Source organism: Pseudomonas sp. B21-017 (assembly GCF_024749245.1).
Lineage (GTDB): Bacteria > Pseudomonadota > Gammaproteobacteria > Pseudomonadales > Pseudomonadaceae > Aquipseudomonas.
The window spans coordinates 319,665-346,539 of the sequence record NZ_CP087194.1; the positions used below are offsets into that span (position 1 = coordinate 319,665).

At 59.2% G+C, this 26,875-nt stretch carries 28 protein-coding genes, 1 tRNA gene and 1 pseudogene; 13 read left to right on the forward strand and 17 right to left on the reverse strand.

Translation table 11 applies throughout. The annotated features are described in order from the left end of the window. Positions 1-29: 29 nt before the first annotated feature. Positions 30-776 carry an ABC transporter substrate-binding protein gene (locus LOY28_RS01445; RefSeq protein ID WP_018929227.1) on the reverse strand — a complete coding sequence of 249 codons (747 nt, stop codon included), beginning with the start codon at positions 774-776 and terminating at the stop codon, positions 30-32. 13 nt (positions 777-789) lie between these two features. After that, positions 790-1,563 (reverse strand): ABC transporter ATP-binding protein, encoded by a 774-nt coding sequence (locus LOY28_RS01450; protein ID WP_018929226.1) that lies wholly within the window; start codon positions 1,561-1,563, stop codon positions 790-792. A gap of 553 nt (positions 1,564-2,116) precedes the next feature. Here LOY28_RS01450 and gabP point away from each other — a divergent pair. Beyond that, positions 2,117-3,508: a GABA permease gene (gabP, locus tag LOY28_RS01455; RefSeq protein ID WP_018929225.1), complete on the forward strand. Its 1,392-nt coding sequence runs from the start codon at positions 2,117-2,119 to the stop codon at positions 3,506-3,508. Between the two features lie 76 nt (positions 3,509-3,584). On the opposite strand, the gene LOY28_RS01460 is transcribed toward gabP, so the two are convergent. The 4 genes and pseudogenes from LOY28_RS01460 to LOY28_RS01475 all read right to left on the reverse strand — a co-directional run. After that, the gene (locus LOY28_RS01460; protein ID WP_018929224.1) at positions 3,585-4,037 is read right to left on the reverse strand and encodes a hypothetical protein; all 453 of its coding nucleotides are present in this window, start codon (positions 4,035-4,037) and stop codon (positions 3,585-3,587) included. Between the two features lie 6 nt (positions 4,038-4,043). Continuing rightward, entirely contained in the window at positions 4,044-4,460 is a 417-nt protein-coding gene (locus LOY28_RS01465) for a hypothetical protein (RefSeq protein ID WP_019581792.1), read from the reverse strand. A gap of 37 nt (positions 4,461-4,497) precedes the next feature. After that, positions 4,498-5,472 carry an alpha/beta fold hydrolase gene (locus LOY28_RS01470; RefSeq protein WP_258612971.1) on the reverse strand — a complete coding sequence of 325 codons (975 nt, stop codon included), beginning with the start codon at positions 5,470-5,472 and terminating at the stop codon, positions 4,498-4,500. Positions 5,473-5,551: 79 nt separating this feature from the next. After that, positions 5,552-6,175, reverse strand: a pseudogene (locus LOY28_RS01475) (DUF1016 N-terminal domain-containing protein); the annotation flags it as partial. A gap of 260 nt (positions 6,176-6,435) precedes the next feature. Between LOY28_RS01475 and LOY28_RS01480 the strand changes: the two are divergent. Further along, positions 6,436-6,885, forward strand: a complete 450-nt coding sequence (locus LOY28_RS01480; protein WP_018929220.1) for a hypothetical protein — start codon at positions 6,436-6,438, stop codon at positions 6,883-6,885. 84 nt (positions 6,886-6,969) lie between these two features. On the opposite strand, the gene LOY28_RS01485 is transcribed toward LOY28_RS01480, so the two are convergent. From LOY28_RS01485 to LOY28_RS01505, 5 genes are all read right to left on the reverse strand, one after another. After that, positions 6,970-7,045: transfer RNA gene (locus tag LOY28_RS01485), tRNA-Phe, on the reverse strand. A 103-nt stretch (positions 7,046-7,148) separates the two neighbouring features. After that, positions 7,149-7,421 carry an oxidative damage protection protein gene (locus LOY28_RS01490; RefSeq protein ID WP_018929219.1) on the reverse strand — a complete coding sequence of 91 codons (273 nt, stop codon included), beginning with the start codon at positions 7,419-7,421 and terminating at the stop codon, positions 7,149-7,151. After that, entirely contained in the window at positions 7,418-8,485 is a 1,068-nt protein-coding gene (gene mutY, locus LOY28_RS01495) for an A/G-specific adenine glycosylase (RefSeq protein WP_111453941.1), read from the reverse strand. The genes LOY28_RS01490 and mutY overlap by 4 nt, the downstream gene beginning before the upstream one ends. After that, positions 8,482-10,716, reverse strand: coding sequence for an AsmA family protein (locus LOY28_RS01500; protein ID WP_258612972.1), 2,235 nt, complete (start codon positions 10,714-10,716; stop codon positions 8,482-8,484). The genes mutY and LOY28_RS01500 overlap by 4 nt, the downstream gene beginning before the upstream one ends. Positions 10,717-10,793: 77 nt before the next feature. After that, complete coding sequence (locus LOY28_RS01505; protein WP_018929216.1) at positions 10,794-11,198, reverse strand: acetyl-CoA sensor PanZ family protein; 405 nt, start codon at positions 11,196-11,198, stop codon at positions 10,794-10,796. A gap of 264 nt (positions 11,199-11,462) precedes the next feature. Here LOY28_RS01505 and LOY28_RS01510 point away from each other — a divergent pair, with 264 nt between their 5' ends. The 6 genes from LOY28_RS01510 (at position 11,463) to hisF (ending at position 16,378) form a co-directional block, all read left to right on the forward strand. Next, entirely contained in the window at positions 11,463-13,124 is a 1,662-nt protein-coding gene (locus LOY28_RS01510; protein ID WP_018929215.1) for an OFA family MFS transporter, read from the forward strand. Positions 13,125-13,328: 204 nt separating this feature from the next. Next, the gene (hisB, locus tag LOY28_RS01515; protein ID WP_007939452.1) at positions 13,329-13,922 is read left to right on the forward strand and encodes an imidazoleglycerol-phosphate dehydratase HisB; all 594 of its coding nucleotides are present in this window, start codon (positions 13,329-13,331) and stop codon (positions 13,920-13,922) included. Next, a complete protein-coding gene (gene hisH, locus LOY28_RS01520; RefSeq protein WP_018929214.1) occupies positions 13,922-14,560 on the forward strand; it encodes an imidazole glycerol phosphate synthase subunit HisH in 639 nt (212 codons plus the stop codon). Before hisB ends, hisH begins: the two co-directional genes overlap by 1 nt. Then, a complete protein-coding gene (locus LOY28_RS01525) occupies positions 14,561-14,818 on the forward strand; it encodes a DUF2164 domain-containing protein (RefSeq protein ID WP_018929213.1) in 258 nt (85 codons plus the stop codon). It abuts the gene before it with no gap. Positions 14,819-14,860: 42 nt separating this feature from the next. Next, on the forward strand, positions 14,861-15,598 hold the full coding sequence (hisA, locus tag LOY28_RS01530) for a 1-(5-phosphoribosyl)-5-[(5-phosphoribosylamino)methylideneamino]imidazole-4-carboxamide isomerase (protein WP_007939449.1): 738 nt from the start codon (positions 14,861-14,863) through the stop codon (positions 15,596-15,598). 9 nt (positions 15,599-15,607) lie between these two features. Beyond that, positions 15,608-16,378, forward strand: a complete 771-nt coding sequence (gene hisF / locus LOY28_RS01535; RefSeq protein ID WP_018929212.1) for an imidazole glycerol phosphate synthase subunit HisF — start codon at positions 15,608-15,610, stop codon at positions 16,376-16,378. A gap of 36 nt (positions 16,379-16,414) precedes the next feature. Here hisF and LOY28_RS01540 read toward each other — a convergent pair whose 3' ends face one another. Further along, entirely contained in the window at positions 16,415-17,944 is a 1,530-nt protein-coding gene (locus LOY28_RS01540) for a serine protease (RefSeq protein WP_258612973.1), read from the reverse strand. 213 nt (positions 17,945-18,157) lie between these two features. Between LOY28_RS01540 and LOY28_RS01545 the strand changes: the two genes are divergently transcribed. Further along, positions 18,158-18,913: an ABC transporter substrate-binding protein gene (locus tag LOY28_RS01545; RefSeq protein WP_018929210.1), complete on the forward strand. Its 756-nt coding sequence runs from the start codon at positions 18,158-18,160 to the stop codon at positions 18,911-18,913. 54 nt (positions 18,914-18,967) lie between these two features. Here the strand turns inward: LOY28_RS01545 and LOY28_RS01550 are convergent, their stop codons facing one another. From LOY28_RS01550 to gpmI, 4 genes are all read right to left on the reverse strand, one after another. Further along, positions 18,968-19,750 carry a divergent polysaccharide deacetylase family protein gene (locus LOY28_RS01550; RefSeq protein ID WP_018929209.1) on the reverse strand — a complete coding sequence of 261 codons (783 nt, stop codon included), beginning with the start codon at positions 19,748-19,750 and terminating at the stop codon, positions 18,968-18,970. Position 19,751: 1 nt separating this feature from the next. Continuing rightward, positions 19,752-21,071 carry a S41 family peptidase gene (locus tag LOY28_RS01555; RefSeq protein WP_086944138.1) on the reverse strand — a complete coding sequence of 440 codons (1,320 nt, stop codon included), beginning with the start codon at positions 21,069-21,071 and terminating at the stop codon, positions 19,752-19,754. A gap of 34 nt (positions 21,072-21,105) precedes the next feature. Continuing rightward, on the reverse strand, positions 21,106-22,398 hold the full coding sequence (locus LOY28_RS01560; protein ID WP_018929207.1) for a murein hydrolase activator EnvC: 1,293 nt from the start codon (positions 22,396-22,398) through the stop codon (positions 21,106-21,108). Between the two features lie 231 nt (positions 22,399-22,629). Next, positions 22,630-24,159 carry a 2,3-bisphosphoglycerate-independent phosphoglycerate mutase gene (gene gpmI / locus LOY28_RS01565; RefSeq protein ID WP_258612974.1) on the reverse strand — a complete coding sequence of 510 codons (1,530 nt, stop codon included), beginning with the start codon at positions 24,157-24,159 and terminating at the stop codon, positions 22,630-22,632. Between the two features lie 153 nt (positions 24,160-24,312). Between gpmI and LOY28_RS01570 the strand changes: the two genes are divergently transcribed. From LOY28_RS01570 to secB, 3 genes are read left to right on the forward strand one after another with little or no spacing between them, the layout of a single operon-like run. Next, complete coding sequence (locus LOY28_RS01570) at positions 24,313-24,726, forward strand: rhodanese-like domain-containing protein (protein WP_064615884.1); 414 nt, start codon at positions 24,313-24,315, stop codon at positions 24,724-24,726. A 1-nt stretch (position 24,727) separates the two neighbouring features. After that, on the forward strand, positions 24,728-24,982 hold the full coding sequence (gene grxC / locus LOY28_RS01575; protein WP_018929204.1) for a glutaredoxin 3: 255 nt from the start codon (positions 24,728-24,730) through the stop codon (positions 24,980-24,982). A gap of 56 nt (positions 24,983-25,038) precedes the next feature. Continuing rightward, entirely contained in the window at positions 25,039-25,524 is a 486-nt protein-coding gene (secB, locus tag LOY28_RS01580) for a protein-export chaperone SecB (protein ID WP_007939439.1), read from the forward strand. Between the two features lie 86 nt (positions 25,525-25,610). Here secB and trmL read toward each other — a convergent pair whose 3' ends face one another. Then, the gene (gene trmL, locus LOY28_RS01585; protein ID WP_007939438.1) at positions 25,611-26,066 is read right to left on the reverse strand and encodes a tRNA (uridine(34)/cytosine(34)/5-carboxymethylaminomethyluridine(34)-2'-O)-methyltransferase TrmL; all 456 of its coding nucleotides are present in this window, start codon (positions 26,064-26,066) and stop codon (positions 25,611-25,613) included. On the opposite strand from trmL, the gene LOY28_RS01590 reads away from it, so the two are divergent. Beyond that, complete coding sequence (locus LOY28_RS01590) at positions 26,065-26,505, forward strand: hypothetical protein (protein ID WP_018929203.1); 441 nt, start codon at positions 26,065-26,067, stop codon at positions 26,503-26,505. The two genes, trmL and LOY28_RS01590, sit on opposite strands and share 2 nt — an antisense overlap. Positions 26,506-26,875 lie beyond the last annotated feature (370 nt).

Here is a 26,875-nt window from a genome sequence, read left to right on the forward strand (position 1 = left end):
GCGAACGGCGCCGGTCAGGCAGGTCAGAATCAATAGATGCTGAACGGGAAGTACTTGTCGTTGATCTTCTTGTAGGTGCCGTCAGCGACGATTTCTTTCAGCGCAGCGTTCAGCTTCTCGCGGATCGGGTCGTTCTTGCGAACGGCGATACCGATCTTGTCGCTTTCTTCAACCGGGTCACCCTTGAATTCGTAAGGACGGCCGGCGTCGCTTTTCAGCCACTCATAGTTGACGTACTTGTCGGCCAGGATGCCGTCCAGGCGACCGGAAGTCAGGTCAAGGTAAGCGTTTTCCTGGGTGTCGTAGAGTTTGACTTCGACGCCTTCCATGTTGTCTTCCAGCCAGGTGCCGGCCAGGGTCGCGCGTTGGGCCCCGATCACCTTGCCTTGCAGCGAAGCCTTGTCGGTCTTGAAGTCGACGTCTTTTTTGGCAATGAACTGCAGTTTGTTGGAGTAGTACGGTGCGGTGAAGTCCACCGCTTGCTTGCGCTCATCGGTGATCGACATCGAGGAGATCAGGAAGTCGAATTTCTTGGCGTTCAGGGCCGGGATGATGCCGTCCCAATCGGAGGTGACCACGGTGCACTCGACTTTCATCTTGGCGCACAAGGCGTCGCCGATGTCTTTGTCGAAGCCGACGACATTGCCACTGGCATCTTTATTGTTGAACGGCGGGTAGGCCGCTTCGATGCCCATCTTCAAGGTCTCGGCGGCGGCACCGGCGCTGAAGGCCAGGGTGACGGCCGCAGCCAGGAAGATCTTTTTGTAGTTCTGCATGCGGGTAGCTCCGTTAGCGGTTGCTGGACATGAATTGTTTGCAGCGCGCCGAAAGCGGGTTTTCGAACACCTGCTGCGGCGATCCTTGTTCTTCTACCAAGCCTTGGTGGAGGAACACCACTTCGCTGGAAACCTGACGGGCGAAGCCCATTTCATGGGTCACGAGCAGCATGGTGCGGCCTTCTTCGGCCAATGCGCGGATGACATTAAGTACTTCCTGGACCATTTCCGGGTCAAGGGCGGAGGTGGGTTCGTCGAACAGAATCACCTTGGGCTGCATCGCCAGGGTACGGGCGATGGCCGCGCGTTGCTGCTGGCCGCCGGAGAGTTGTGCGGGGTAGGCGTGGCGCTTGTCAGCGATGCCGACCTTGGCCAGCAGGGCTTCGGCGACTTCGATGGCCTCGGCCTTGCTCTGACCGAGTACGCGGCGCGGGGCCTCGATGATGTTGTCGAGCACGGTCATGTGCGGCCAGAGATTAAAGTTTTGAAATACAAAACCGATCTCGCTGCGCAGGCGATTGATCTGTTTGCCGTCGGCAGCGACCAGTTCGCCGTTCTTGGCGGACTTGAGCTTGAGTTCTTCGCCGGCCACCAGGATCTGGCCCTGGTGCGGGTTTTCCAGCAAGTTGATGCAACGCAGGAACGTGGACTTGCCGGAACCGGAGGAGCCCAGGATCGAGATCACGTCGCCGTCGCGGGCGGTCAGCGAGATGCCTTTGAGCACCTCAAGCTGTCCGTAGCGTTTGTGCAAGTTGCGGATTTCAAGCGCGGGCGTGGCCTCAGCCATGTGCGTTCCTCATAGTGTGTTGCGCTCCTGCTGTTGGTCGCCTTCCTGGCGAGGCGGCCAAGCTAGCATAGCGTTCGAATGGCAGCCAACAGCGCTCGGGACGGTAAACGGATGGCGTGTGGCAGGTTGTCGCATCGGTACAGCAGACTGTCGCGCTGCTATCAACCGAACAGCCGTTTGAACCCGATGTGGTCCGGCTGTCCCGTAAAAAAAGGCGCGATGTTGCCAGCTTTGGCGGGGTGTTGGAAGCGCTAACCGGCCAAACGTTCCTGATCTGCACTTTTATTGTGCGCGCCTGCCTTTTTGGGTGTGTTTCCGGTGCATGGATTCGTTCCTGAAGTGGGTGGCAAGGTAACGCTCTGGCCAAATGCCATTAATCTCAATGACTTGCGATAAGCGCTCCATCGGCGCACAGGCCGCGTATACCGGGGGCGTGAAACATTTTGGCGCAATTATTGCGTGCAGAATAAGGAACACTCTGTTGGATTCTTTTTACGAGAAGGGATTTTCAGGCAGGGTGGACTGAATCGATTTCCAGGCAAAGGTAGTTTCAATGAGCAGTACGCAAAGCTCCAATGGCCTCGAACAGGGGCTTAAACCGCGTCATGTGACCATGCTGTCGATCGCCGGGGTTATCGGTGCCGGCCTGTTCGTCGGCTCCGGCCACGCCATCGCCGCTGCAGGCCCGGCCGTGCTGTTGGCCTACGCTGCCGCCGGTGCGCTGGTGGTTCTGGTCATGCGCATGCTCGGCGAGATGGCCGTTGCATCGCCAGATACAGGCTCCTTCTCGACGTATGCCGATCGTGCGATCGGTCACTGGGCCGGTTTCACCATCGGCTGGCTCTACTGGTGGTTCTGGGTTTTGGTCATCCCGCTGGAAGCTAACGCTGCGGCGACCATTCTGCATGCCTGGTTCCCGAACGTGGCGATCTGGGCCTTCACCTTGGTCATCACGTTACTGCTGACGGTGACCAACCTGTTCAGCGTGAAGAACTATGGCGAGTTCGAGTTCTGGTTCGCCCTGGTCAAAGTCGTGGCGATCATCGGCTTTATCGGTCTGGGCATTCTGGCGATCTTCGGCCTCCTGCCCACCAGCCAGGTCAGCGGCGTGTCGCACTTGTTTGACACTCAAGGCTTCCTGCCAAACGGCATGGGCGCGGTGCTCGGCGCCATTCTGACCACCATGTTTTCCTTCATGGGCACCGAGATCGTGACCATCGCGGCCGCGGAATCGAAGAACCCTGGCCAGCAGATCTCCAAGGCCACCAACTCGGTCATCTGGCGGATTGGCTTGTTCTACCTCGTCTCCATTTTCATCGTTGTGGCCTTGGTGCCGTGGAACGACCCGATTCTGGCCAGCGTCGGTTCCTACCAGACCGTGCTGGAGCGCATGGGGATCCCGAATGCCAAGCTGATCGTTGATATCGTGGTTCTGGTCGCGGTCACCAGCTGCCTGAACTCCGCGCTCTACACCGCTTCGCGGATGATGTTCTCGCTGGGCAAACGCGGCGACGCGCCGGCCGTTTCCCAGCGCACCAATAGCAGCGGCACACCTTACTGGGCCGTGATGCTGTCGACCGCTGCGGCATTCCTTGCAGTCTTCGCCAACTACGTGGCCCCGGCTGCCGTGTTCGAATTCCTGCTGGCCAGCTCTGGCGCCATCGCGTTGCTGGTGTACCTGGTGATTGCATTTTCGCAACTGCGTATGCGCAAACAGCGCATGGCTCGTGGTGAAAAAATCGCCTTCAGCATGTGGCTGTTCCCGGGTCTGACCTACGCGGTGATCGTATTCATCATCGCCGCCCTGACCATCATGCTGTTCCAGGAAGCGCATCGCGTGGAGATCCTCGCGACTGGCTTGCTGAGCGTGTTGGTGGTGGCTGCCGGTTTGTTTGTGGCGCGTCGTCGCAAGCTGCAGAAACTGGGCGCTGTGGTGCTGAGCTGATCCGTACTGCGTAACGCAAAACGGCCGCTGTCAGTGATGACACGCGGCCGTTTTTAGTTCTGAAGAGGAGACGTGTCTACTCGCCCTTTTCTTCCTGCGCATCCAGCGACTGACGATAATTGTCCAGCGCATCGCCAAAGTCAGTGATGAATTGCGGATCGGTCAGCCAGGCCTGGGCGGTATCGCGGTCCATGCCATCGGCCCACATGCGGTAGTCGATCAGCATGTCGGCGGCCAGGTGCGTGGCGGCCATGGCTTCGTTGTCGGCGTTTTCCATGTCCAGCAGTTCTGGATGGTCGCTGATGATGCCGGCGAGGTTCGACAGCAGGGTCAGCAGCATGTCGTTGCGGCTGGAGGCTTCGGCGTCACGCATTTTGCTGAACATCGCCAGGGTGTATTCCGGGATCGGCTCGCCGATCTCACCCAGGTCATCGTTCAGATCGGCAGGCTTTCTGCCGACCATGCGGATCTGTTTGGCTTTGGCCTTTGCGCGTTTGGCGCGTTTCTGTTGCTTATTCAGGGATGCCATGGGAACTCAGTGGGTTTTCTGTTGGGTTTGGGCCGCGATGGCGTCGGACGCCGCCACGTAATCAGCCTGGAAGGCTGGGGATTCGATCCACGCCAGGGCGCCTGCTTCGTCGGTCTCGGTGGACCATTGGCGGTATTCGATCAGCGCCGCGAGGATGAAGTCCATCGCGCCTTCTTCGCCTTCCTGTTCGTACACCAACTCCAGCAACGGGTCTTCAAGGAAGGCTGTGCACATGGCCTGCTGACTGGACTTTTCGGCGTCGATCATTTTTTTGAACAGTTCGGTCAGGTCCACCGATTCGAAGTCGATGCGATCGTCGTTCGGGTCCAGCTCGACCGGCGCGGCGGCCCGCTGGGTGCGGTTCTGCTTGGCCTTGGCTTTGGCGCGGGAGGCGCGTTTGTTCTGCTTGTTGGCGGAGGCCATGGGCGTCGTTCCGTATTTCGTTGAGAGGGTGCATCAATCAGTTGCGTGGCACTCGCCGCCCGGGTGTATCGGGGGCCAGCTCGCCGGTCTGCAGCCAGGACAATGCAATGGGCCATAGTGTGGCTTGGTATGCGCTGCGAAAAAAGGCGAAATGTCCGACTTCTTCTTCGCCGATGTCCTCAGGTGTGATTCTCAGGTGGGTATTTGTACTGCCGGTGAAGTAGCCAAGCAGGCGTTCTATGGCTGGAATCGTGCCGTAGGGATCGTCGCTGAGGCTGATGGCCAGGGTTTGTGCGCTGACGTTGGCGAAGGGCAGTCGACCGGTTCTGGCGTGGATGAGGCGACCGCTGGGGCGTTTCTCATATCGGTTGCTGGGCGTGCTCCAGTCGCGAACCACGCCGGCGGGGGTGTCTTCGAGCCAACCCAGGCGTTTGCCGGGGAAGTAGCCGCAAAGCATCGTCATCAACGGCATCACCACGTGCCACTTGGCGAACATCCGCCAGCGATGAGCGGGGGCGTAGTCGCGCCAGTAAGCGAACTGCGCGCCCACTGTCACCAGGCGTCGGATCAAATGCCCGGAGGCCCCCAGCCCCGCAGCACAGCCGCCGAAGCTGTGGCCGACGACATTGATGGGTTGTCCTGCAAACTCGCGTTGCGCTCTTTGCAGCATCGCCTCGAAATCCAGCGCGCCCCAGTCGGACCATGAGGCCTCGAGCCCTTTCAGTGATGCGGGACGCGACTCGCCGATGCCACGGTAGTCATAAGTGATCACGTCAAAGCCGTTGGCGAACAGGTAATCGGCGAAGCGCGAATAGTGTCGGCAACGGACAGAGGTGGCAGCGTTGACGATAACCACCGGGCGAGTTGGGTCTTGATGGGGGTGTCGCCAGGTGAAGCCGCCAAGGAGGAAGCCATCGGCGGCGGGCTCCCTGAAGGATTCGCCAGGTGTGCGGGTGGGCAACGGCAACTCGAGTTGCGTCGGGGCCAGTGAGGGCATGTCCTGTAAGTTCATCGGCTTTGAACCTTTGCGACGAGTTACTCACCATAGTCGTCATGCCGTTTATGAACAATCTGCCCGCGCTTATCGGGGGTGCTTGCTCAAGATCGCTTTCCTGAACCCGGCCTGCATTGGGCAGGCCGAGAAACTCGAGCAGCACCGGATCCCGGATGAAATCCCGAGGGCTGGCGTTCATTTGCTGGATGTTGATGGCGGCTTCCTGTTTGACGGGAGACTGGTCGCGACTCGCCAGCAGGCGCTCGTAGTAGAGGGTGTTGATCTGACGCTCGAGGGCGCGACTTGACCAGTTCTGGAGCGCTGATTCGTTCATGTACCAGTGGCGAGCGTTGTCGTTGTCGACTCGCAGCAGCCTGCGGTAGTGGGTCCAGCTCAATTCGTGACGCAGCGCGTCACGAATCGGGAATGCTTGATAGAACTGGCGCATGTAACGGAGATTAGAGGCGTCGAAGCCTTTCCCAAACTCCGCTGTCAGTGTATGCGCCAGTGTCGACAGCAGCTGCTTGCCATAAGTCGCCCGCCGAGCCCCTTCCTGCTCGAACTCCACGATATGCCGGCCGATCTGCCAGCAGGTTTGCACCTGAACGGTATCGACCGCGCGCAGCACCTTTTGGCGCGCTTCACGGATCAGCTCGCCCAGACTGCCGAGCAGTGAAGCCATTTTTGGTTCTTGAGTGTTATCGGGTTCGAGGTGGCTCATGACATCTTCCGCAGCTGGAAAAAGACGCAAGAGGATGGCAGGAGAGCGATAGTCGAGGATGCCGGGCGCTGCTGATAAGTCGGAAGGAATTACCGGATTCGTCTTGCAGGACACCACCGACTACAGCTCGTACTTGAGGAGCAAATCGTGTAGTCCGATTCGCAGTGAACCCAATTCCGAATCGATCTAAAACTTGAGTATTCGGCGATAAATCTAAAAGGAGTAACGAGTGGGTTCTACGTAACCCGGGAGTCGCCATCATGAAGTACGTCCATTCATTCATGCTGCCCATCGCCGCTGTCGGCGTACTGCTGTTGCCAATCGCGCTTAACGCCGCCAGCCTTGAGCCAATTGACAGCTCGGCCGTGCAAGTCCAGCAGCAACAACAAAACGGGATTACCTACCTGTCCGGGGGGGTTGGAGAGGACGAGGCTAAAGCCATTCAGCAAACCAAGGGCTACAACCTGCACATGACATTCTCCACCGGGCCTCAGGACGAATACGTTCCCGATGTGGATCTGGTTATTCAGAAAGCCGCAGGGCAGACCGTGCTGACACTGAGTGAGGCTGGACCGTTGGTTTACGTTCAGCTGCCTGCCGGCAAGTACACCGTTATCGCCACGCATAAAGGTGAGGTGCGGCGTGATACAGCGGATGTAGGCAGTGGTGCCGCTCGCAATCTGGTTTTCCACTGGGGCGGTCAAAACTAGTCAGGAGAGGTGGCTTGCGTGATGTCCGATTAAATCGCAGGCATAAAAAAACCCTGAATCTTGCGATTCAGGGTTTTCGGTATTTGGTGCCCAGAGACGGAATCGAACCGCCGACACGGGGATTTTCAATCCCCTGCTCTACCGACTGAGCTATCTGGGCAACGGGGCGCATTAAACGGGTTTTTCAGGGGGTCGTCAAGCAAGTTTTCAAAAAATATTTAATTATTACCGTCGCTTACGTGCCGACCCCGAATTTTGATCAATTATTGAGCAGGTGGAACGTAGCCTTCAGCCTTGGCGTATTCCTCGCCGGAAAAGTATTTGTCCATCTCACCCTGAAGGTATTTGCGGTCTTCGGCGTTCATCATGTTCAGGCGTTTTTCGTTGATCAGCAGGGTCTGGTGTTTCTGCCAGTCGGCCCAGGCCTTGGCCGAGACGTGATCAAAAATGTCCTGACCTTTTGCACCCGGGAATGGAGCGCGCTCCAGGGCGGGCAGTTCTTCTTTGTACTTGCGGCACATGATGGTGCGGGTCATGACGACTCTCCTGCGTTCAATACGGCGGCCGCGCGCTCGAGCAAGGTTTTGACCGGGGCGGCAAGGCCCAGGCGCGGCGGGGTGGCGAGGTTATACCAGAGCCAGTCGGCCTCGGCCACGTGATGGCCGGCCTCCTGGACCTGCACCAGCCAGGGTTCGATGGATAATTGAAAGTGACTGAAGGTGTGCACCAGGCTCGGCAGTGCCTGCTGGCTGCCCAGTTCCAGCGAGTGCTGCGAAGCCAGATGTTGCAGGTCGTCGAGGTCGTCGAGTTCCGGCAGGCTCCAGAGACCGCCCCACAGGCCTGTGGAAGGGCGTCGGTAAAGCAGAATCGCGCCGTCGCCGTTGGCGAGCATCGGCATCAGCGTGCGCTTCTGTGGCACCGCTTTGCGTGGCTTGGGGATCGGGTAGCGGGTTTCCAGGCCGAGCATGTGTGCTTCGCAGCCCTTTTTCAGTGGGCAGAGCAGGCAGCTCGGCTTGCTGCGGGTGCAGAGCGTGGCGCCCAGATCCATCATCGCCTGGGTGTAGGCGTTGACCCGATCATGCGGCGTGAAGCGCTCAGCGTTCGCCCACAGCTGTTTGGCGACCTTCGGCTCGCCCGGATAACCCTCTTGCGCAGTAAAGCGCGCCAGCACCCGTTTGACGTTGCCGTCGAGGATCGGCGCGCGGATACCCATGCTCAGGCTGGCAATCGCCCCGGCGGTGGACAGGCCGATACCCGGCAGCTCGGTGAGTTTTTCCACATCACGGGGAAACTCGCCGCCATATTCGGCGACCACAATCTTCGCGGTCTTTTGCAGGTTGCGCGCGCGAGTGTAGTAACCGAGGCCGGTCCACAGGTGCAGTACCTCGTCTTCCGGTGCTGCGGCCAAGGCTTCGACGGTTGGCAGCGAGGCCATGAACCGGTCGAAGTAGTTCAGCACCGTGCTGACCTGGGTCTGCTGCAACATGATTTCCGAGACCCACACCCGATAAGGGGTGATGCCCTGTTGCCAAGGCAAATCGTGGCGGCCATGGCGGTCGTACCAATCCAGCACGGCCGTTGAAAACTGCTCGGCTCTCATCGCTTGAACAGCCCCTTGAGCGCGTTTTTCAGTTCCGGGCTGACTTTATCGCCAAGCTTCTCGTCGATTTTTTCGCTGATGCGCTCGCCGGCCAGTTTGCTGGCGACCTGGCTCATGCGTTCGCTGTCGAGGCGGCAAGCCTTGGCGCCCAACTCCAGCGGGCCACGGCAGCGCAGCGGCCATTCGATGCCGACGAATTTCTCGCCGACCTGACAAGCCGGGTCCGGCATGTCGCTCTTGTCGCCTTCGACGATGATGCCCAGGCGGTAATCCATGCCCAGCACCCGCAGGTCGATGTCGCCGTTACCGTTCACGGTCATGCCTGGGACGCGCACTTTCAGGTCCGGGTTATTGGCCACGCCGTTGCGCAAAGTCAGGTTGCCCTTGAGCTCCTCGAAGGGCGTGTCCTTGCCCCGTGGTTCGCCACTGAGGGTTTTGCGATTCAGGGTGGCGATGCCTTTGCACAGTTGTTGCTCAAGGTTGGCATTGAGCAGCATGCCGTTGTTGATGACGAAGCTGGCGTTGCCGTTGAGACTGTCGATCAGCGCGCTCTCGCTATTGCCACTGCCGGTCAGGGTGCTGTTGAGCGTGACCTGGCCTTTGACCGGTGGATTTTTCCCCTGGCCCTCGAGGATTTTCTCCACCGGCACGTTGTTGATGCGCGTCTGCATGTTCAGTGTCGGCACTTGCTGGCGCACATCCAGGGTGCCCTTGGCTTCGAAGTTACCGTCGTACAGATCGCCGCGCAGGTTCTCCAGGGTCAGCAGGCCGCCCTGGCCGTTGGCCTTGAGCACCGCGTTCTGGATCGGCAGTTTGTCGAGGGTCAGTTGGCCGAAGGTCAGGTCGGCGTCCACGTCGAGTTTGCTCAGGCGCTCCACCGGGAACAAGCGGTCGCTGCTCCACGGGCCTTTGGTCGGTGATGGCGGCAGCGGTGTGCTGCCAGGGCCGGCCAGGGCATCGGCCTCGGTGCTGGCCACTTCGGCCTTGCGTACCTGAGTTGCGCTGTTGGCTTCGGCGGATTTCGGCGGCAGGTAACGGTCGACGTTGAAGGTGTCAGCCTTGAGGGTTGCCCGCAGCGATTGCTTGGCGAAGTCTTCGATGGCGATGCGGCCGCTGAAGTTGCTGTCATCAAGTTTCAGGTTGATGTTATCGAGCGACAGGCTGGTCGGCGTGCCGGCAACCTGGCTGACCAGTTCAACTTTGCTCAGGCTACCTTCGGCCATCGCCGGGAGTTTCTGGCCGATGCTGTCGACGAATTTCGCCAGGTCGAATTGGGCAATCGACAGGCCGCCGCTGATTTGCGGGGTCTTGTCGAGGTCGTTGGCTTTCAGTTCACCCAAGGCACGCAACTGGTTGGCGGAGATCTTGATGCCAGTCCATTCGGCGACGTTGGCGGCTTTGTCCAGCAGCAACTGACCTTGAGCGGCGAAGGTCATGGTCTTGCCTTGCAGCGGATCGCCAGCGACTTCGCCGGAGAGTTTCATGTCTTCGAACTTGTAGCGTTGCAGCGCTCGCTCGAAGCGCAGCTCGCCAGCCAGCTCGGTCCGCACCCGCAGAACTGGTTGGTTGGTGCCCAGGAACGCCGTGAGTTTGACCGGGATGTTGGTCGAGTCATGGACGGGGCCAGTACTCAGCTGGATGCTTTCGGCGCTGAACTGCTTGCCGGTTTTTTCGTCGCTGTACTCAACGCGGGCGTTGTTGACGGTCAGGCTGTCGATGTCCAGGCGGACCGGCTGAGCCGGTTTTTCGGCCTGGGCGGTGGTCGTTGGTGCGGGTTCGCCGGTGGTGGCGGGCGTTGTGGTCGAGGTCGTCGCAGCCGCAGGTGCCGGCACCTTGCCGATGTCTTCCCAGTTGCCATGGCCGTCCTTGTCACGGTTCAGGCGCAGGTTCAGGCCTTCGACGCGCACATCGCTCATCTGCACTTCGCGGCGCAGCAGCGGAATCACGCGGACCGACAGACCGAGCATCTGCAAGTCAGCAAACGGCTCGGTGGGCTTGGCCAGGGTCGCCACACTGGCTTCGTGCAATTCCAGGCCCAGCCAGGGGAACAGGCTCCAGCCGATATCGCCATTGAGCGTCAGCTCGATGTGGGCCTTGTCGCGGGCTATCTGGCGAATCTCGTCTTTGTAGTCGTTGGGATCGAAGAAGTGGGTCAGGGCAAAGCCCAGCGCCACAATGATCAGCAACAGCCCGAGAAGTACCAGACCCAGGATTTTGCCGAACGCTTTCATGGGCGAGTCCTTGTATTAGTCGAATTCGAAATTTAGCCGGGGAGTATAGCGCCCCGAAGTGGCCGCCCGGTCAGCGATCATGTCGGGAGCACATCCAGCGGCACTTTCAGCTTAGCCGCCAGCGCCTGGGCTTCTAGGTGCCCGGCGGGCGCCAGCAGGTGCAATGTCGCGCCCGATTGCACCGCCATTTTCTGCGCTTCGCTTACCAGGCGCTCGGCAACACCACGGCGGCGGGTGATTTTTCGTACGCATAAATGGGACAAATGCCAGGTGTCATGGTGCCGTTGCAGACGTGCTGCGCCCAGCAACCGATCGTTGAAGCGTCCGGCGACCAGCGAGCCGTCCCGCAAGCAGCTTTCGATTAGCTCAGCATCCCCTGTAAACGGCGCAAACAGCCAGCTCGGGGCATCGCGGTAGATCTTCTGCAGATCTTGCTGATCCTGATAAGTGACCTGGTTCAGCAGCTCGACAATGATCGGCATGGAAATTCCTGTGAAGTTAAACGGAGCCATTCCCCGTGAAAACAATGTTCATCCAGTGGTACGAGATCGGATGACATACAAAACGTGATATCAGTTTGGTTTTTCTGTCACGTGCAAATGGTAACCTCTGCCCGTTCGTCCGTCCTTCTGCGACGTGATGTCGCACCAAAATGAAGCTTCACCTAAAAACAGTCATGTCTGCGTGCATAAAGGCTGGGGGTGAGGAGCGGCTGGCGAACCCTACTAATAATTGGGGGAAACACCATGACTACGAGCATCACGGCGGACGGCTTTGCCGACCGGCCCGCGTTCCTGTCCAAGGAACGCATCATCGCCAAGCCCGGTTTTAACCGTTGGCTTGTACCACCGGCCGCTCTGGCTATCCACCTCTGCATCGGCATGGCCTACGGCTTTTCGGTGTTCTGGCTGCCACTGTCCAAGGCCCTGGGCGTCACCAAAGCCGTGGCTTGCGCGCCGGACATGAGCTTCATCGCTCAGGTCTTTTCGTCGCAATGCGACTGGCCGATCTCGATGCTCGGCTGGATCTACACCCTGTTCTTCATCTTCCTGGGTTGCTCGGCAGCGATCTGGGGCGGTTGGCTCGAACACGCAGGTCCTCGCAAGGCGGGCGTTGTATCGGCACTGTGCTGGTGTGGCGGTCTGCTGATTTCGGCGCTGGGGGTCTATACCCACCAGATCTGGCTGATGTGGATCGGTTCCGGGGTTATTGGCGGTATCGGCCTGGGGCTGGGCTACATCTCGCCGGTCTCGACCCTGATCAAGTGGTTCCCGGACAAACGCGGCATGGCGACCGGCATGGCAATCATGGGGTTCGGTGGCGGCGCGATGGTCGGCGCTCCACTGGCTGCGGCCCTGATGGGCCACTTTGCTTCGCCAACCAGCGTCGGTGTATGGCAGAGCTTCCTGGTGATGGCCGCGATCTACTTCGTGTTCATGATCGGTGGCGCACTGTCCTACCGCGTTCCGCCAACCGGCTGGAAGCCTGAAGGCTGGACGGCTCCGGCGAAAAAAGCTTCGAACGCGATGATCACTCACCGGCACGTCCACGTGAATGTGGCGTGGAAAACCCCGCAATTCCGTCTGGTATGGCTGGTGCTGTGCCTGAACGTGTCGGCGGGTATCGGCATCCTCGGCATGGCTTCGCCGCTGTTGCAGGAAGTGTTCGCCGGTAAATTGCTTGGCAACGACCTGACGTTCGGTCAACTGGACGCTTCGCAACTGGCCTCGATCGCCGCCATTGCTGCCGGTTTCACCGGTCTGCTGAGCCTGTTCAACATCGGTGGCCGGTTTTTCTGGGCTTCGTTCTCGGACTACCTGGGTCGCAAAAACACCTATTTTGTGTTCTTCGCCCTGGGTTTCGCCCTGTACGCGCTGATCCCGAACCTCGGTCACTTGGGCAGCGTTGCGCTGTTCGTGGCGGCGTTCTGCATCATCCTGTCGATGTACGGCGGTGGTTTTGCGACTGTTCCTGCCTATCTCGCGGACTTGTTCGGTACGCAAATGGTCGGCGCGATCCACGGTCGTCTGCTGACAGCCTGGGCGGCGGCGGGTGTGTTGGGGCCGGTGTTGGTGAACTACCTGCGTGAATATCAGCTGAGCATCGGTGTTGAACGTGCCGCAGCGTACGACATCACCTTGTACATCCTTGCGGGCCTGCTGGTGCTGGGTTTCATCTGCAACCTGCTGGTGCGCCCGGTGGCGGACAAGTACTTCATGACCGACGCCGAACTGGCCGCCGAACAGGCGCTGGGCCATGACAAGGGTGCTGACGCCAGCACCGTGCTGGAGTGGAAAGCGGATGCGGGCACCAAACCATTGGCGGTGGCTGCGTGGCTGGTGGTAGGGATTCCGTTGGCGTGGGGTGTTTGGGTGACCCTGCAGAAAACGGCTGTCCTCTTCCACTAAGTAGACGCATCACCCCTGTAGCTGATCGCTCACACGCTCTGCGTGTGAGCGATCAGTGGTCCTGAGATGCTTGTACGGACATGTCTATCCCCGACAGCACGGGGTTCACTCCGTCAGTGATATCACCTCCCGTGTTTCTGTTTAGCGCCCGCGACCCTATAATGGCTGCCTTTTTCGCCCCAATGATTTTTTGCGGAGCTGGTGATGGCCGAACGTATGGCGTCTGTCGAGCGCGACACTCTGGAAACCCAGATCAAAGCCTCGATCAACCTGGATGGCACCGGAAAGGCCCGATTTGATATCGGTGTGCCTTTTCTTGAGCACATGCTGGACCAGATCGCCCGTCACGGGCTGATCGACCTGGATATTGTCAGCAAGGGCGACCTGCATATCGACGACCACCACACGGTGGAAGACGTCGGTATCACCCTGGGTCAGGCCTTCACCAAAGCCATCGGCGACAAGAAAGGCATCCGTCGCTACGGCCACGCCTACGTACCGCTCGATGAAGCGTTGTCGCGTGTGGTGATCGACTTCTCCGGCCGTCCTGGCCTGCAGATGCATGTTCCGTATACCCGCGCTACCGTCGGCGGCTTCGACGTTGACCTGTTCCAGGAGTTTTTCCAGGGCTTTGTCAACCACGCCAACGTCACCCTGCACATCGACAATCTGCGTGGGCACAACACCCACCACCAGATCGAGACCGTGTTCAAGGCTTTCGGCCGTGCGCTGCGCATGGCCGTGGAGCTGGATGACCGCATGGCCGGGCAAATGCCTTCGACCAAAGGCGTTCTGTAATGCAGACGGTCGCGGTTATCGATTACGGCATGGGCAACCTGCACTCGGTGGCCAAGGCCCTCGAGCATGTCGGCGCCGGCAAGGTCTTGATCACCAGCGATGCCGACGTGATTCGCGAAGCCGACCGGGTGGTATTCCCCGGCGTCGGCGCGATTCGCGATTGCATGGCGGAGATCCGTCGCCTGGGCTTCGATTCGCTGGTGCGTGAAGTCAGCCAGGACCGTCCGTTCCTTGGCATTTGCGTGGGCATGCAAGCCTTGCTCGACAGCAGCGAAGAGAACGATGGCGTCGACTGCATCGGTCTGTTTCCAGGCCAGGTGAAGTTCTTCGGCAAGGATCTGCACGAAGACGGCGAACATTTGAAAGTGCCGCACATGGGCTGGAACGAAGTGAAGCAGACGGTGATTCACCCGCTGTGGCACAACATTCCGGACCTGGCGCGCTTCTACTTCGTGCACAGCTACTACATCGCTGCCGGCAATGCGCGGCAGGTGGTCGGTAGCGGTCATTACGGGGTCGATTTCGCCGCCGCGCTGGCCGATGGCTCGCGTTTCGCCGTGCAGTTCCACCCGGAGAAGAGCCACACCCATGGCCTGCAATTGCTGCAGAACTTCGCCGCGTGGGATGGCCGCTGGTAAATGGCTGCCAAGAAGAAGCCGCCGATCCTGACCCTCACTCCCGAGCAGGAGAGCGAGGCCAATCACAAGATCAAGCGCTTCATGGAGGACCGCTTCGAACTGGACCTGGGTTCGTTCGAAGCGGCTGAAATCCTTGAGCTGTTTACCCGCGAAATTGCTCCGCACTATTACAACAGGGCGATTTTCGATGTGCAGACGCACCTCAAAGAGAGGTTCGAAAGCATCGAAAGCGACCTGTGGGCGCTCGAGAAAAACTGATTTCCGAGCGAAGCTGAACACTCGAATTTGAAGGTTTGCCAGATGCTGATTATTCCCGCTATCGATCTCAAAGACGGTGCCTGTGTTCGTCTGCGCCAGGGCCGCATGGAAGATTCCACAGTGTTCTCCGATGACCCGGTGAGCATGGCTGCCAAGTGGGTGGAGGGCGGTTGCCGTCGTCTGCATCTGGTCGACCTGAACGGTGCGTTCGAAGGCCAGCCGGTCAACGGCGAAGTGGTCACCGCCATCGCCAAGCGCTACCCGAACCTGCCGATTCAGATCGGCGGCGGTATCCGTTCCCTGGAAACCATCGAACACTACGTGAAAGCGGGTGTGAGCTACGTGATCATCGGCACCAAGGCCGTGAAAGATCCGGCTTTCGTCGCCGAAGCCTGCCGCGCGTTCCCGGGCAAGGTGATTGTCGGCCTCGATGCCAAAGACGGTTTTGTCGCCACCGACGGCTGGGCTGAAATCAGCACCGTGCAGGTCATCGACCTGGCCAGGCAATTCGAAGCCGACGGCGTGTCCGCGATCGTTTATACCGACATCGCCAAAGACGGCATGATGCAGGGCTGCAACGTCTCTTACACCGCAGCTCTGGCTGCGGCGACGAAGATCCCGGTCATTGCATCCGGCGGTATCCACAATCTGGGTGACATCAAGTCGCTGCTCGACGCCAAGGCACCAGGCATCATCGGCGCCATCACCGGCCGGGCGATCTACGAAGGCACCCTCGATGTCGCTGAAGCGCAAGCTTTCTGCGATTCGTACAAAGGCTGAGGACTCACCATGGCGCTGGCCAAACGCATCATCCCTTGCCTGGACGTGGATAACGGCCGGGTGGTCAAGGGCGTCAAGTTCGAGAACATTCGCGACGCCGGCGACCCGGTGGAAATCGCCCGTCGCTACGACGAGCAGGGTGCTGACGAGATTACCTTTCTCGACATCACTGCCAGCGTCGACGGCCGCGACACCACGCTGCACACCGTCGAGCGCATGGCCAGCCAGGTGTTCATCCCGCTGACCGTGGGCGGCGGCGTGCGTACCGTGCAGGACATTCGCAATCTGCTGAACGCCGGTGCGGACAAGGTCTCGATCAACACCGCTGCAGTGTTCAACCCGGAATTCGTCGGCGAAGCGGCGCAGCATTTCGGCTCGCAGTGCATTGTCGTCGCGATCGACGCCAAGAAAGTTTCCGGCCCGGGCGAACCCCCGCGCTGGGAAATCTTCACCCACGGTGGTCGCAAGCCAACCGGCCTCGACGCCGTTGAGTGGGCGAAGAAAATGGAAGGCCTCGGTGCCGGCGAAATCCTGCTGACCAGCATGGACCAGGACGGCATGAAAAACGGTTTCGACCTGGGCGTCACCCGAGCTATCAGCGATGCGCTGGGGATTCCGGTGATCGCCTCAGGTGGCGTCGGCAACCTGCAGCATTTGGCCGACGGTATTCTCGAAGGCCACGCCAGTGCGGTATTGGCGGCGAGTATTTTCCACTTCGGCGAATACACCGTTCAGGAAGCCAAGGCCTACATGGCCCATCGCGGAATCGTGATGCGATGAAGGCCCGCGGCCCGGAGAAAACGCTCCGGGCCGATGTTATGGGGCAACTTGAGCGTTGGATGACGCAGCCTTATGAGTTCCAGTTACCGGGCTCAGTAAGTCGATCCTCGGTTCGGACGCCTGTCCCGATTTGTCGTAGGCAATGACGCAAAGCTTTCCCGGAAGTTTCTCGCTCGGAATAAAGAAGTCCATTGTCATGTCTTCAATGTATTTTTCGGGTTGATGACAGTCCGTTGTTTCTACAGGACCAAACTTGATGGAGTAGGTCCGATACGGCTCTTCTGCTTTCGCCAGTGTTACAAACACGTTGCTTTCAAAGGACAAGTTGGCCTGCGCGGTTGGTGTGTTATCCAATATCTCTACGGGTAAAGACAACGCGTTTTTCAAGAGGCCTCTTGAGGCGTGCTGTTCAGCTGATTCCAGACCTAAAATGCATAGAAAATAGAATCCAGGTTTCGTACCTATCTCAGAATTGATTTGTGCATCTGTTGAGCTTATTGGATCGCTGTAATTTTCGGTTTCCTCGCATTTCATTGCGGAGGAAACGGTTTTATGACGGTAGAAGGGAGTACTGATCGAAAATCGATAGTTCCAGGTCGGGATGATTATGGAACCATTATTGAGCTGTTTAACTCTCTTGTATCTGTCCAGCTCGGCTGCGCCATCGTCAACGGTAAAAGCCGGGTAGAGTTGGCAGGACGATGGCGGATTTGGAGCGATACGGCCTTGTGAGAAACACCCGTTGAGAAGCGCCGTGGGGTTGCCATACACATTTTCGTGTACCGCCACATAGTCATTTCCAACGCGCGTGCAGGGCGCATGATCGCGGCATGGGACAACATCAACCTCGAAATTTCCTGTTCCCACTACCCCTACGATCTCGTTTGAATAGCGATCCAGCACGGGGCTTCCGGAGCTGCCGCCTCGAATGTCCTTGCAGCGAGTCATAAAGGTGTTCCGCCACACCCATGGACCTTCAACAAGGTCCTGGGTGGGCTGCAAAGTACAAGCCGCCATGCGCAATGTGATTTGGTCGAAACCTGTTGGCGCCCCCACGATCAAGACATCGGTGCCATTCGTTGGTGTCTCACTCGCCAGTTTCAACGGTTGTATGCCATCCGCAATGAGCTTTTGAAGGCTGACATCCAATTCAACTATGGCCATATCAACGCCTTGCATGCTCCGCCATATCGTTGTCTTCAGCGGATAGGCCTTGAACTTGGAGGTGTCGGTGAAATAATTGAATGTGATGGTGCCGCTGACCGGGCTGTCGGTCACGATGTTGCCATTGGTCAATTCAATGCAGTGTCCCGCAGTAAGTACGTAAGCGGGCGTTTCCGGCAACTCTATTTCATCGCGTGTATCCAGAAGGGCCGCGGTACAGCTCCCGTCATTGATCTCCAGGCGCCCGATACCTTGCCAGTGGTCGCGGGAGCCGTCGGTATTTTCAAGGATTTTGGAAGGGGTCAGGTTCTGCAGGCCTTCGCCATAATCGCTGTTGTTCGCAAAACTGAGTGTACACAGTGAGCACAATGCACTGGCAAGAAGTATGGGGATCGAATTCATTGAAGGGTGCCTCTGATTAATTGAAGAAACGGCCTGTGGCCGGGTATTTGCAATTAATCAGGTGAGGCTGGATGGAGGGTGGTAACTATCTACCACAGTGACTGTGATACCCATTATTTTAATGATGCAGATAAGGCCGTTATCAAAAGGCCAGTAGACAGCATGGCGGGCTCAAGGCACTCTTGGGCACGCCATGGATTTCGGTCGCCCGACATGCTTAAACGTCTTCTTCTTGTCCTCGCCAGCGCTTCTCTGTTGCTCATCAACGGGGCTCGCGCCGAAGAAGGTCCCGACACCGGCCTGGTATTGCTGACGGAAAACTTCCCCCCGTACAACATGGCGAAGAACGGCAAGAACTTCGCCCAGGACGAGAACATCAATGGCATCGCCGTGGACATCGTCCGCGAGATGTTCAAGCGCGCTGACATCCCCTACAGCCTGACGCTGCGTTTCCCTTGGGAGCGAATCTACAAACTCGCTCTGGAAAAGCCCGGTTATGGCGTGTTCGTAATGGCGCGGCTGCCGGACCGCGAGAATCTCTTCAAGTGGGTCGGCCCTATAGGCCCGGACGACTGGATCATGCTGGCCAAGGCTGATAGCAAGATCACCCTGGAATCGCTGGATGAGGCGCGTAAGTACACAATTGGTGCCTACAAAGGCGATGCGATTGCCGAGACTTTGGCCAAGCAAGGGCTGAAGCCGATTGTGGTGCTGCGCGACCAGGACAATGCGAAGAAGCTGGCTAACGGTCAGATCGATCTGTGGGCTACGGGTGATCCGGCGGGACGTTACCTGGCGCGGCTGGACGGGGTAACCGGGCTCAAGACCGTACTGCGCTTCAACAGCGCCGAGCTGTACCTGGCGCTGAACAAGGACGTGCCGGATGAGACTGTCGCCAAGCTGCAAGCCGCGCTGGATCAGTTGCGCAAGGAAGGTGTGGTGGACGACATCATGGCGCGGTATCTCTAAATCCCAACACCGAACCTCGTAGCTTACGCAAAACACTGTGGGAGGTGCGGCAAGTCAGCGGTAGACGCCATCCTTGCCATGAGCAGCCGTCGCACGATTGCCGCGCACGCTGATCATCAATTTGATGTCGATCCAGTCAATTCCCTGTGCCTTGAGCTTGGGCAACTCACGCTCCAGCACCGCCAGAGTCTGCGGATACGGATGCCCGATCATCACCGCCGAACCCTGCTTGCGCGCCAGGCTGATCGCCGTCTGTAGCTGCGTGAAGATCGCCGTTTCGGTGGGCTCGTCATCCAGAAACACGTCCCGCGAAACACTTGCCAAGCCAATCTTCTGCGCCTCGGCGGCGGCCACGGTTTGCGCACTGGTGCGGCTGTCGACGAAGAATTTGTGCCGACGCTGCAAGTCCGCCATCAGCCAGGCCATGGCCGGTTGCTGAGCGGTCATGCGGCTACCCATGTGGTTATTGATGCCGGCGGTATAGGGCACCATGTTGAATGCGGCGTTCAGGCGCTTTTCAAGTTCTTCGATGGGCAACTCGGGATGCCAGGCGAATGGTCCGGTGGCCGGGTCCATGGGCATATGCAGAATGACAGTCTTGCCGGCGCGATGGGCTTCGCGGGCGAATTCGGTGGCGTGGGGTGTATCGGGCATGATTGCCGTGGTGACCGGGCCGGGCAGGGCCAGCACGCGGCGATCCCGGGGCAGGTTCTGCCCCAGGTCATCGATGATCAGGCTCAGATAAGCCTTGTGAGGTGTGGTCGCTGTCGTGGCAGGTGCTGCGTGAGCAACTCCCGCCAGACTGCACAGCAGACCGAGTAGTAACCGCAGGCGCATCTCAGTGGCCGCGGGTGATGCTCAGCCCTTTGAGCAGGCTCAGGGCCTGGGCCAACTGGTAATCGTCATCCTGCGGCATGGCCTTGGCTTTGCCGCCCGAACCGCTCGGTTTGTCGGCGCCGCCGTTGCCATTGCCCAAGTGACCTTGCAGATCGGCTTCCTTGAAGTAATCGCCGTCCTGCTCGTTGGTGATCTTGGCCTTGCGCACTTCGATGTCCGGGACGATGCCCTGAGCCTGAATCGAGCGGCCGTTCGGCGTGTAATACAGCGCCGTGGTGATTTTCAGTGCGCGATCGTTGTTCAGCGGCAACACGGTCTGGACCGAGCCTTTGCCGAAACTGGTGGTGCCCATGACCACCGCACGTTTCTGATCCTGCAGGGCGCCGGCGACAATTTCCGAGGCCGAGGCGCTGCCGCCGTTGATCAGCACGACCATTGGCACGGCTTCGCTTTCGTCCTTGCCGGTGGCGGAGAAGCGCAGTTCAGAGTTGGCGATGCGGCCCTTGGTGTAGACGATCAGGCCCTTGGTGATGAAGTGGTCGACCACTTCCACCGCCGATTGCAGCACGCCGCCCGGGTTGTTACGCAGGTCGAGGACGATGCCGCTGAGCTTCTTGCCGTTGTCCTTGCGCAGCTTGGCCAAGGCCTTGGAGACCTCTTCGCCGGTCTTGACCTGGAACTGGGTGATGCGGATGTAGCCGTAGCCGGATTCCAGCAGCTGGCTCTTGACGCTTTTCACCTGGATGGTGGCGCGGACCAGGGTCACGTCGAACGGAGTGCCGCCGTCGCGGACCAGGGTCAGGGTGATCTTCTGGCCGATCTTGCCGCGCATCTTGTCCACGGCTTCGGTCATGCTTTGGCCGCGAGTCGGCTGGCCGTTGATCTTGACGATGAAGTCGCCGGCCTGGATGCCAGCCTTGGAGGCCGGGGTGTCATCGATAGGCGAAACCACTTTGATGAAACCGTCTTCCGCGCCGACTTCGATGCCCAGGCCGCCGAATTCGCCGCTGGTGCTTTCCTGCAATTCAGCGAAGTCTTCCGGGCCCAGGTAGGCGGAGTGCGGGTCGAGGTTGCTGAGCATGCCTTTGATGGCGTTTTCCAGCAGGGTCTTGTCGTCTACCGGTTCTACATAGGCTGCCTTGATCCGATCCATGACTTCGGCAAAGGTGCGCAACTCGTCCAGCGGCAATGGCGCCTTGGTGGTCGCAGCAGTGCCGGCAGGCGCGACCGCCGGGGCCGGTTGAGCGGCAAACGCCAGAGGCGCGCCGATCACCAGGGCGATCGTCAGGGCCAGCGAGGTAAGGCGGGACAAATGCAGCATGTCGAACGAACTCCTAATGTAGGTGACTCAACGCCTATCCTTGCGCGCGGCACCATTGCGCCGGGTCACTCGGGTGACCCTGCTGACGAATAGCGAAATACAGTGCTGGTGTGTCCTGCCCGCCACTGTTACCGACAGTGGAGATGGATTCACCGGCTTTTACCACGTCACCCGCAGACTTGAGCAGCGTCTGGTTGTGACCGTAAAGACTCAAAAAACCATTGCCGTGGTCGAGAATCACCAGCAGCCCGGCCCCACGCAGCCAGTCGGCAAACACCACGCGACCGCCGTGCACGGCATGCACCTGGCTGCCGGCGGAGGCGCTGATCATCACGCCGTCCCATTTGGTTCGGGCATCGTCGCCACGGGTTTCACCGAAGCGCGCCAGCAGTCGACCATCAACCGGCCATGGAAGTTTGCCGCGGGTGGAAGCAAAGGGGCCGCCAAAGGTCTCGCCTGAACTTGAAACCAGGGCGCCGGGCGTCGATTTGACGGGTTTGCGTGGGGCATCGGTGGCGTCTGCTGCTGCCTGAGCCTCACGTAACCGCTTTTTTTCGGCTTCCTGCTGGGCGATCAGCGCTTTTTGCCGCGCTTCTTCTGCCTCACGGGCCTGGCGGGCCAGGGTTTCTTCAATGGTTTTAAGGACTTTAGACAGGTCTGCCTGATCCTGCTCGCGGGCGGCCAGTTTCTGGTCTCGAGCTTTCACGTCGTCGTTGAGCTTGGCCAGGACTTGCTGGCGCTCCTTGCGGACCTTGTCGAGTTCGTCGCGCTGGCTGTCGAGGCTGCTTTTCTGCACCAGCAATTGCGCTTGCTGCATCGAGATGTCTTTTTCGACATTGGCCAGTTGGCGCAGGGTTTCGTTGAAATTCTTCAGCTGCTCCAGGCGGGCCTGGCTCAGGTAGTCGTAATAGGTGAGGGTGCGGGCGAATTTTTCCGGGTTCTGCTGGTTGAGCAGCAGTTTCAGGTACTCCTGGCGCCCATTCTGATAGGCCGCGCGGGCCTGGATGGCGATCAGTCGTTGCTGGTCAATGCGCGCGCTCTGGAGTTTTTTTTTCTCGGCATCGAGTCGCTGGAGCTCGGATTCGCTTTTCTTCAGCTCTTTTTGCAGCGCATCGACCTGCTTCTCGAGCTTGCCCATCTCGGTTTCGGTGCCTTTGAGGTCTTTCTGCACCCCGGATTTTTCTTCCTGCAGCTTGCCCAGCAGCTTTTTCAGTTCGGCAATGTCCTGACGCGTGGCGTCCAACTGTTGTTGGGTTTGCGTGCGCTCGTCGGCAAAGGCCGGTTGGAGCAGGCATGTCAGAGCGAGGGCTATCAGGACGCGAAGCATAGAGGCGGGCGACACCAGGGAAAGGGACGGCCTAGTATGCCCGCCCCACGCTGCAAAAAAAACGCCCAATTGGGACTGTGTGATAACTGGAGTGAAAAACACTGAAAACCAATGTGGGAGCGGGCTTGCCCGCGATGACGTCCTGACATTCAACATAGCGGTTGGCTGTCAGATCGCTATCGCGGGCAAGCCCGCTCCCACAGGGTTTGGCGGTATTTTTGAAGAAGCGGATTACACCAGAATCGAAGTCCCGGTCATTTCCACAGGCTTCTCAAGCCCCAGCAACTTCAGCATGGTCGGCGCCACGTCGGCCAGCACGCCGCCTTCGCGAACCTTCAAGTCACGCTTGCCGACATAGATGAACGGCACCGGCTCGGTGGTGTGGGCGGTGTGGGCCTGGCCGGTGGAGGCGTCGGACATTTGCTCGACATTGCCATGGTCGGCGGTAATCAGGGCTTCGCCGCCGACTTTTTCCAGTGCCGTGACGATACGGCCGACGCAGGTGTCCAGGCATTCCACAGCTTTCACCGCCGCCTCGAATACACCGCTGTGGCCGACCATGTCGCCGTTGGCATAGTTGACCACGATCACGTCGTAACGCTGGTTTTCAATGGCATCGACGATGCGGTCGGTGACTTCCGGGGCACTCATCTCGGGCTGCAAGTCATAGGTGGCGACTTTCGGCGACGGGATCAGGATGCGTTCTTCGCCCGGGAACGGTTCTTCGCGGCCGCCGGAGAAGAAGAAGGTCACGTGGGCATACTTCTCGGTTTCGGCGATGCGCAGCTGTGTCTTGCCGTTTTTCGCCAGGTAATCGCCCAGTACGTTTTCCAGGCTACCTGCAGCGAAAGCCGACGGCGCGGGGATGCTGGCGGCGTATTGGGTCAGCATGACGAAACCGGCCAGTTTTGGCTGGCGAGCACGTTCGAATTCCTTGAAATCGTCTTCGACGAACACGCGGGTCAGTTCGCGGGCACGGTCGGCGCGGAAGTTCATGAAGACCACGGCGTCGCCATCTTCGACCTTCACCGGCTCACCGATGCTGGTGGCTTTGACGAATTCGTCGCTCTCGCCACGTTCGTACGCGGCTTGCAGGCCTTCCTGGGCGGTGGCGGCATTGAATTCGCTGGCGCCATCGACGATCAGGTTGTAGGCCTGGGACACGCGATCCCAACGGTTGTCACGGTCCATGGCGTAATAACGGCCAATGATGCTGGCGATCCGGCCTTTGCCGAGGGCTTCGAAGGTTGCATCCAGCAATTCGATCGACGACTGGGCGCTTTTCGGCGGCGTGTCGCGGCCGTCGAGGAAGGCGTGCAGGTAGATTTTTTCGGCGCCGCGCTTGAAGGCCAGCTCAGCCATGGCGATCAGGTGGTCCTGGTGGCTGTGAACGCCGCCATCGGACAGCAGACCCATGAAGTGCACGGCTTTGCCGGCAGCGACGGCTTTATCCACCGCGGCGCAGATGGTCGGGTTCTCGAAGAACTCGCCGTCGCGGATCGCTTTGGTCACGCGAGTGAAGTCCTGATACACCACCCGGCCGGCGCCGAGGTTCATGTGGCCGACTTCGGAGTTGCCCATCTGGCCGTCCGGCAAGCCGACGTCCATGCCGCTGCCCGAGATCAGGCCGTTCGGCACGGTGGCCCACAGACGGTCCAGTACGGGCTTCTTCGCCGCATAGATGGCGTTGGATTCAGGGCTCTCACTGTGACCGAAGCCGTCGAGAATAATCAGGACCAAAGGTTTAGGCGTGGTAGTCATGGATTCCACTCGTGGCTGAATTAAAAGAGGGCGATGGAAAAGGGAGTGGCAGTTTAAAGCGAAGTTCCGGCCACGTCACCGCCGGACGGGGTTTGGCCCACCATAGTGGCTGTGTATACTGGCCGACATTTTAACGCCCTGGAACCTCCTTCGATGGTTGATCACCTGATTCAATTCGCCACCAACCACTACATTCTCGTGGGTATCTTCGTTGTACTGGCGGCCCTGCTATTGGCCTATCAGATGCAAGGCGGTGGCCGCAGCCTGAGCACCGGTGAACTGACCGGGCTGGTCAACAAGGACGCAGGCGTGGTGGTCGACATTCGTCCGACCAAGGATTTCGCCGCCGGTCACATCGTTGGCGCGTTGAATATTCCTCAGGACAAACTGGCCACTCGCGTCGGCGAACTGGAAAAGCACAAGGCCAAGACCATTATCCTGGTCGACGCCATGGGCCAGACCGCCGGTACTCATGCCCGTGAACTGGTGAAAGCCGGTTTCACCGCTGCCAAGCTGTCTGGCGGTATTTCCAGCTGGAAAGCCGATAATCTGCCGCTGGTGAAGTGATATGAACAACGTCGTCGTCTATTCCAGCGATTACTGCCCTTATTGCTCGCGAGCCAAGTACCTGCTCGAGAACAAAGGCGTGGCCTTCGAAGAGATCAAGGTCGATGGCAAGCCGCAGGTGCGTGCCGCGATGGCTCAGAAGGCCGGGCGAACGTCCGTGCCGCAGATCTGGATCGGCAACACCCACGTTGGCGGCTGTGATGATTTGTTTGCCCTGGAGCGCGCCGGCAAGCTCGACGCCATGCTCAAGGCCTGACTGCGTTACTTAGAAATAGCTAACCCTATAAGACCCGAGATCAGAAAGGATCTGAGATGACTGACCAACAGAACACTGCAGCTAGCGAAGAAGAAAACGCACCGCAATTCTCCTTGCAGCGCATCTACGTACGTGACTTGTCCTTCGAAGCCCCGAAAAGCCCGGCAATCTTCCGCCAGCAGTGGGAGCCGAGCGTCGGTCTGGATCTGAACACCCGTCAGAAGGCGCTGGAAGGCGACTTCCACGAAGTCGTGCTGACCCTGTCGGTCACCGTGAAAAACGGTGAAGAAGTGGCGTTCATCGCTGAAGTGCAACAAGCCGGGATCTTCCTGATCAAGAACCTGGACGCGGCTTCGATGAGCCACACCCTGGGCGCGTTCTGCCCGAACATCCTGTTCCCGTACGCTCGCGAAACCCTGGACAGCCTGGTGACCCGCGGTTCGTTCCCGGCCCTGATGCTGGCCCCGGTGAACTTCGACGCGCTGTACGCACAAGAGCTGCAACGCATGCAGGCGGCTGGCGAAACTCCGACTGTCCAGTAAAAGAAGCTTCGTTTGCTCCATGAAAAAAGCGCCTTCAAAGGCGCTTTTTTCATGGAGCAAACGAAACCTGTCGTCGGATCGTGAGGTTACTTGAACCCGAGCTGACGCCAGGCTTCGTACACCGCGATGGCCACGGTGTTGGACAGGTTCAGGCTGCGACAGCCTTCGCGCATGGGCAGGCGCAGGCGTTGTTCGCCGGGCAGGGCGTCGAGCACTTCGGCTGGCAAGCCACGGCTTTCCGGGCCGAACAGGAAGGCATCGCCCTCGGCGAAGCTGGCATCATGGAACGGTCGCGAACCCTTGGTGGTAAAGGCGAACAGCCGAGGGTGGCCGAGGCTTTCCAGACAGCTGGCGAGGTCTGCGTGGCGTTGCAGGGTGGCATACTCATGGTAATCGAGGCCCGCCCGGCGCAGGCGCTTGTCGTCCATCTCGAAGCCCAGCGGTTCGATCAAATGCAGGTGGCAGCCACTGTTGGCGCACAGCCTGATAACGTTGCCGGTATTCGGCGGAATTTCTGGTTGGAAAAGGATGACGTGAAACATGCACGGCTCCGAAGGTAAAGATGAGCAGCATTCTACGCCGCAAGCCGATCCCCGTTCGAAACTATTCCTGCGGGTGATGGGGTCACTGGCGATTGTCGGGGTGATGGTGGGCCTGATGATCGGTCGTCTGACTGCGCCCGACCCCAGCGTTTTGCAGCAGGTCGAGGTGACCAATGATGGACTGGTGGTTTGGTTCAACAACGAGCCCAAAACCCACGGCGAGTTGGTCGACGGCAGTGTCGCGCTGTTGTTCGAGGCTGAAGGCCGTGCACAGAAAGGTCAGCTCAAGCTCAACGGCAAGGACGTGAACTGGCGAACGCGATTGAGTGATGGGGGATTGTTGCTGACGGTGGTGGCGGCCCGACCCCTGCAGGGCGACTGGGCCGGTAGCAAGGTCGATGACCGCTGGCGGCTGGAGATCCATCTCCGAGAGCAATAAAAGAGGGAATCCCCGGCCTGCCTGTACCAAGGTTCCCGAAACGGGAGGGCTCGCGCATTGCATCGTGAGCCCGGTGTAAAGAGGGAATCCCCGGCCTGCCTGTACCAAGGACCCCAAAACGGGTGGGCTCGTCGCTGTTGCGGTATGAGCCCGGTATAAAGAGGGGAATCCCCGGCCTGCCTGTACCAAGGTCCCCGAAACTGGGTAGTGAATCGAACCACTGATTGGACTATTGCAGGGGGCGTGCCAGTTTTTAATATGCTGGAATGAAAAATCGCTGAGTAGCGCTGAAAGCCCCGTATTCCGGGGCTTTTGTGTTTTTGCGGTATGGTTTTTCCTGCAGATGAGCGCGGGATTTGGGACGGGGTGC

Excerpts from the sequence above, each read along its gene's own strand:
- LOY28_RS01445 (WP_018929227.1), bottom strand. The coding sequence starts at position 776 with ATGCAGAACTACAAAAAGATCTTCCTGGCTGCGGCCGTCACCCTGGCC.
- LOY28_RS01450 (WP_018929226.1), bottom strand. The coding sequence starts at position 1,563 with ATGGCTGAGGCCACGCCCGCGCTTGAAATCCGCAACTTGCACAAACGC.
- gabP (WP_018929225.1), top strand. The coding sequence starts at position 2,117 with ATGAGCAGTACGCAAAGCTCCAATGGCCTCGAACAGGGGCTTAAACCG.
- LOY28_RS01460 (WP_018929224.1), bottom strand. The coding sequence starts at position 4,037 with ATGGCATCCCTGAATAAGCAACAGAAACGCGCCAAACGCGCAAAGGCC.
- LOY28_RS01465 (WP_019581792.1), bottom strand. The coding sequence starts at position 4,460 with ATGGCCTCCGCCAACAAGCAGAACAAACGCGCCTCCCGCGCCAAAGCC.
- LOY28_RS01470 (WP_258612971.1), bottom strand. The coding sequence starts at position 5,472 with ATGAACTTACAGGACATGCCCTCACTGGCCCCGACGCAACTCGAGTTG.
- LOY28_RS01480 (WP_018929220.1), top strand. The coding sequence starts at position 6,436 with ATGAAGTACGTCCATTCATTCATGCTGCCCATCGCCGCTGTCGGCGTA.
- LOY28_RS01490 (WP_018929219.1), bottom strand. The coding sequence starts at position 7,421 with ATGACCCGCACCATCATGTGCCGCAAGTACAAAGAAGAACTGCCCGCC.
- mutY (WP_111453941.1), bottom strand. The coding sequence starts at position 8,485 with ATGAGAGCCGAGCAGTTTTCAACGGCCGTGCTGGATTGGTACGACCGC.
- LOY28_RS01500 (WP_258612972.1), bottom strand. The coding sequence starts at position 10,716 with ATGAAAGCGTTCGGCAAAATCCTGGGTCTGGTACTTCTCGGGCTGTTG.
- LOY28_RS01505 (WP_018929216.1), bottom strand. The coding sequence starts at position 11,198 with ATGCCGATCATTGTCGAGCTGCTGAACCAGGTCACTTATCAGGATCAG.
- LOY28_RS01510 (WP_018929215.1), top strand. The coding sequence starts at position 11,463 with ATGACTACGAGCATCACGGCGGACGGCTTTGCCGACCGGCCCGCGTTC.
- hisB (WP_007939452.1), top strand. The coding sequence starts at position 13,329 with ATGGCCGAACGTATGGCGTCTGTCGAGCGCGACACTCTGGAAACCCAG.
- hisH (WP_018929214.1), top strand. The coding sequence starts at position 13,922 with ATGCAGACGGTCGCGGTTATCGATTACGGCATGGGCAACCTGCACTCG.
- LOY28_RS01525 (WP_018929213.1), top strand. The coding sequence starts at position 14,561 with ATGGCTGCCAAGAAGAAGCCGCCGATCCTGACCCTCACTCCCGAGCAG.
- hisA (WP_007939449.1), top strand. The coding sequence starts at position 14,861 with ATGCTGATTATTCCCGCTATCGATCTCAAAGACGGTGCCTGTGTTCGT.
- hisF (WP_018929212.1), top strand. The coding sequence starts at position 15,608 with ATGGCGCTGGCCAAACGCATCATCCCTTGCCTGGACGTGGATAACGGC.
- LOY28_RS01540 (WP_258612973.1), bottom strand. The coding sequence starts at position 17,944 with ATGAATTCGATCCCCATACTTCTTGCCAGTGCATTGTGCTCACTGTGT.
- LOY28_RS01545 (WP_018929210.1), top strand. The coding sequence starts at position 18,158 with ATGCTTAAACGTCTTCTTCTTGTCCTCGCCAGCGCTTCTCTGTTGCTC.
- LOY28_RS01550 (WP_018929209.1), bottom strand. The coding sequence starts at position 19,750 with ATGCGCCTGCGGTTACTACTCGGTCTGCTGTGCAGTCTGGCGGGAGTT.
- LOY28_RS01555 (WP_086944138.1), bottom strand. The coding sequence starts at position 21,071 with ATGCTGCATTTGTCCCGCCTTACCTCGCTGGCCCTGACGATCGCCCTG.
- LOY28_RS01560 (WP_018929207.1), bottom strand. The coding sequence starts at position 22,398 with ATGCTTCGCGTCCTGATAGCCCTCGCTCTGACATGCCTGCTCCAACCG.
- gpmI (WP_258612974.1), bottom strand. The coding sequence starts at position 24,159 with ATGACTACCACGCCTAAACCTTTGGTCCTGATTATTCTCGACGGCTTC.
- LOY28_RS01570 (WP_064615884.1), top strand. The coding sequence starts at position 24,313 with ATGGTTGATCACCTGATTCAATTCGCCACCAACCACTACATTCTCGTG.
- grxC (WP_018929204.1), top strand. The coding sequence starts at position 24,728 with ATGAACAACGTCGTCGTCTATTCCAGCGATTACTGCCCTTATTGCTCG.
- secB (WP_007939439.1), top strand. The coding sequence starts at position 25,039 with ATGACTGACCAACAGAACACTGCAGCTAGCGAAGAAGAAAACGCACCG.
- LOY28_RS01590 (WP_018929203.1), top strand. The coding sequence starts at position 26,065 with ATGCACGGCTCCGAAGGTAAAGATGAGCAGCATTCTACGCCGCAAGCC.
- trmL (WP_007939438.1), bottom strand. The coding sequence starts at position 26,066 with ATGTTTCACGTCATCCTTTTCCAACCAGAAATTCCGCCGAATACCGGC.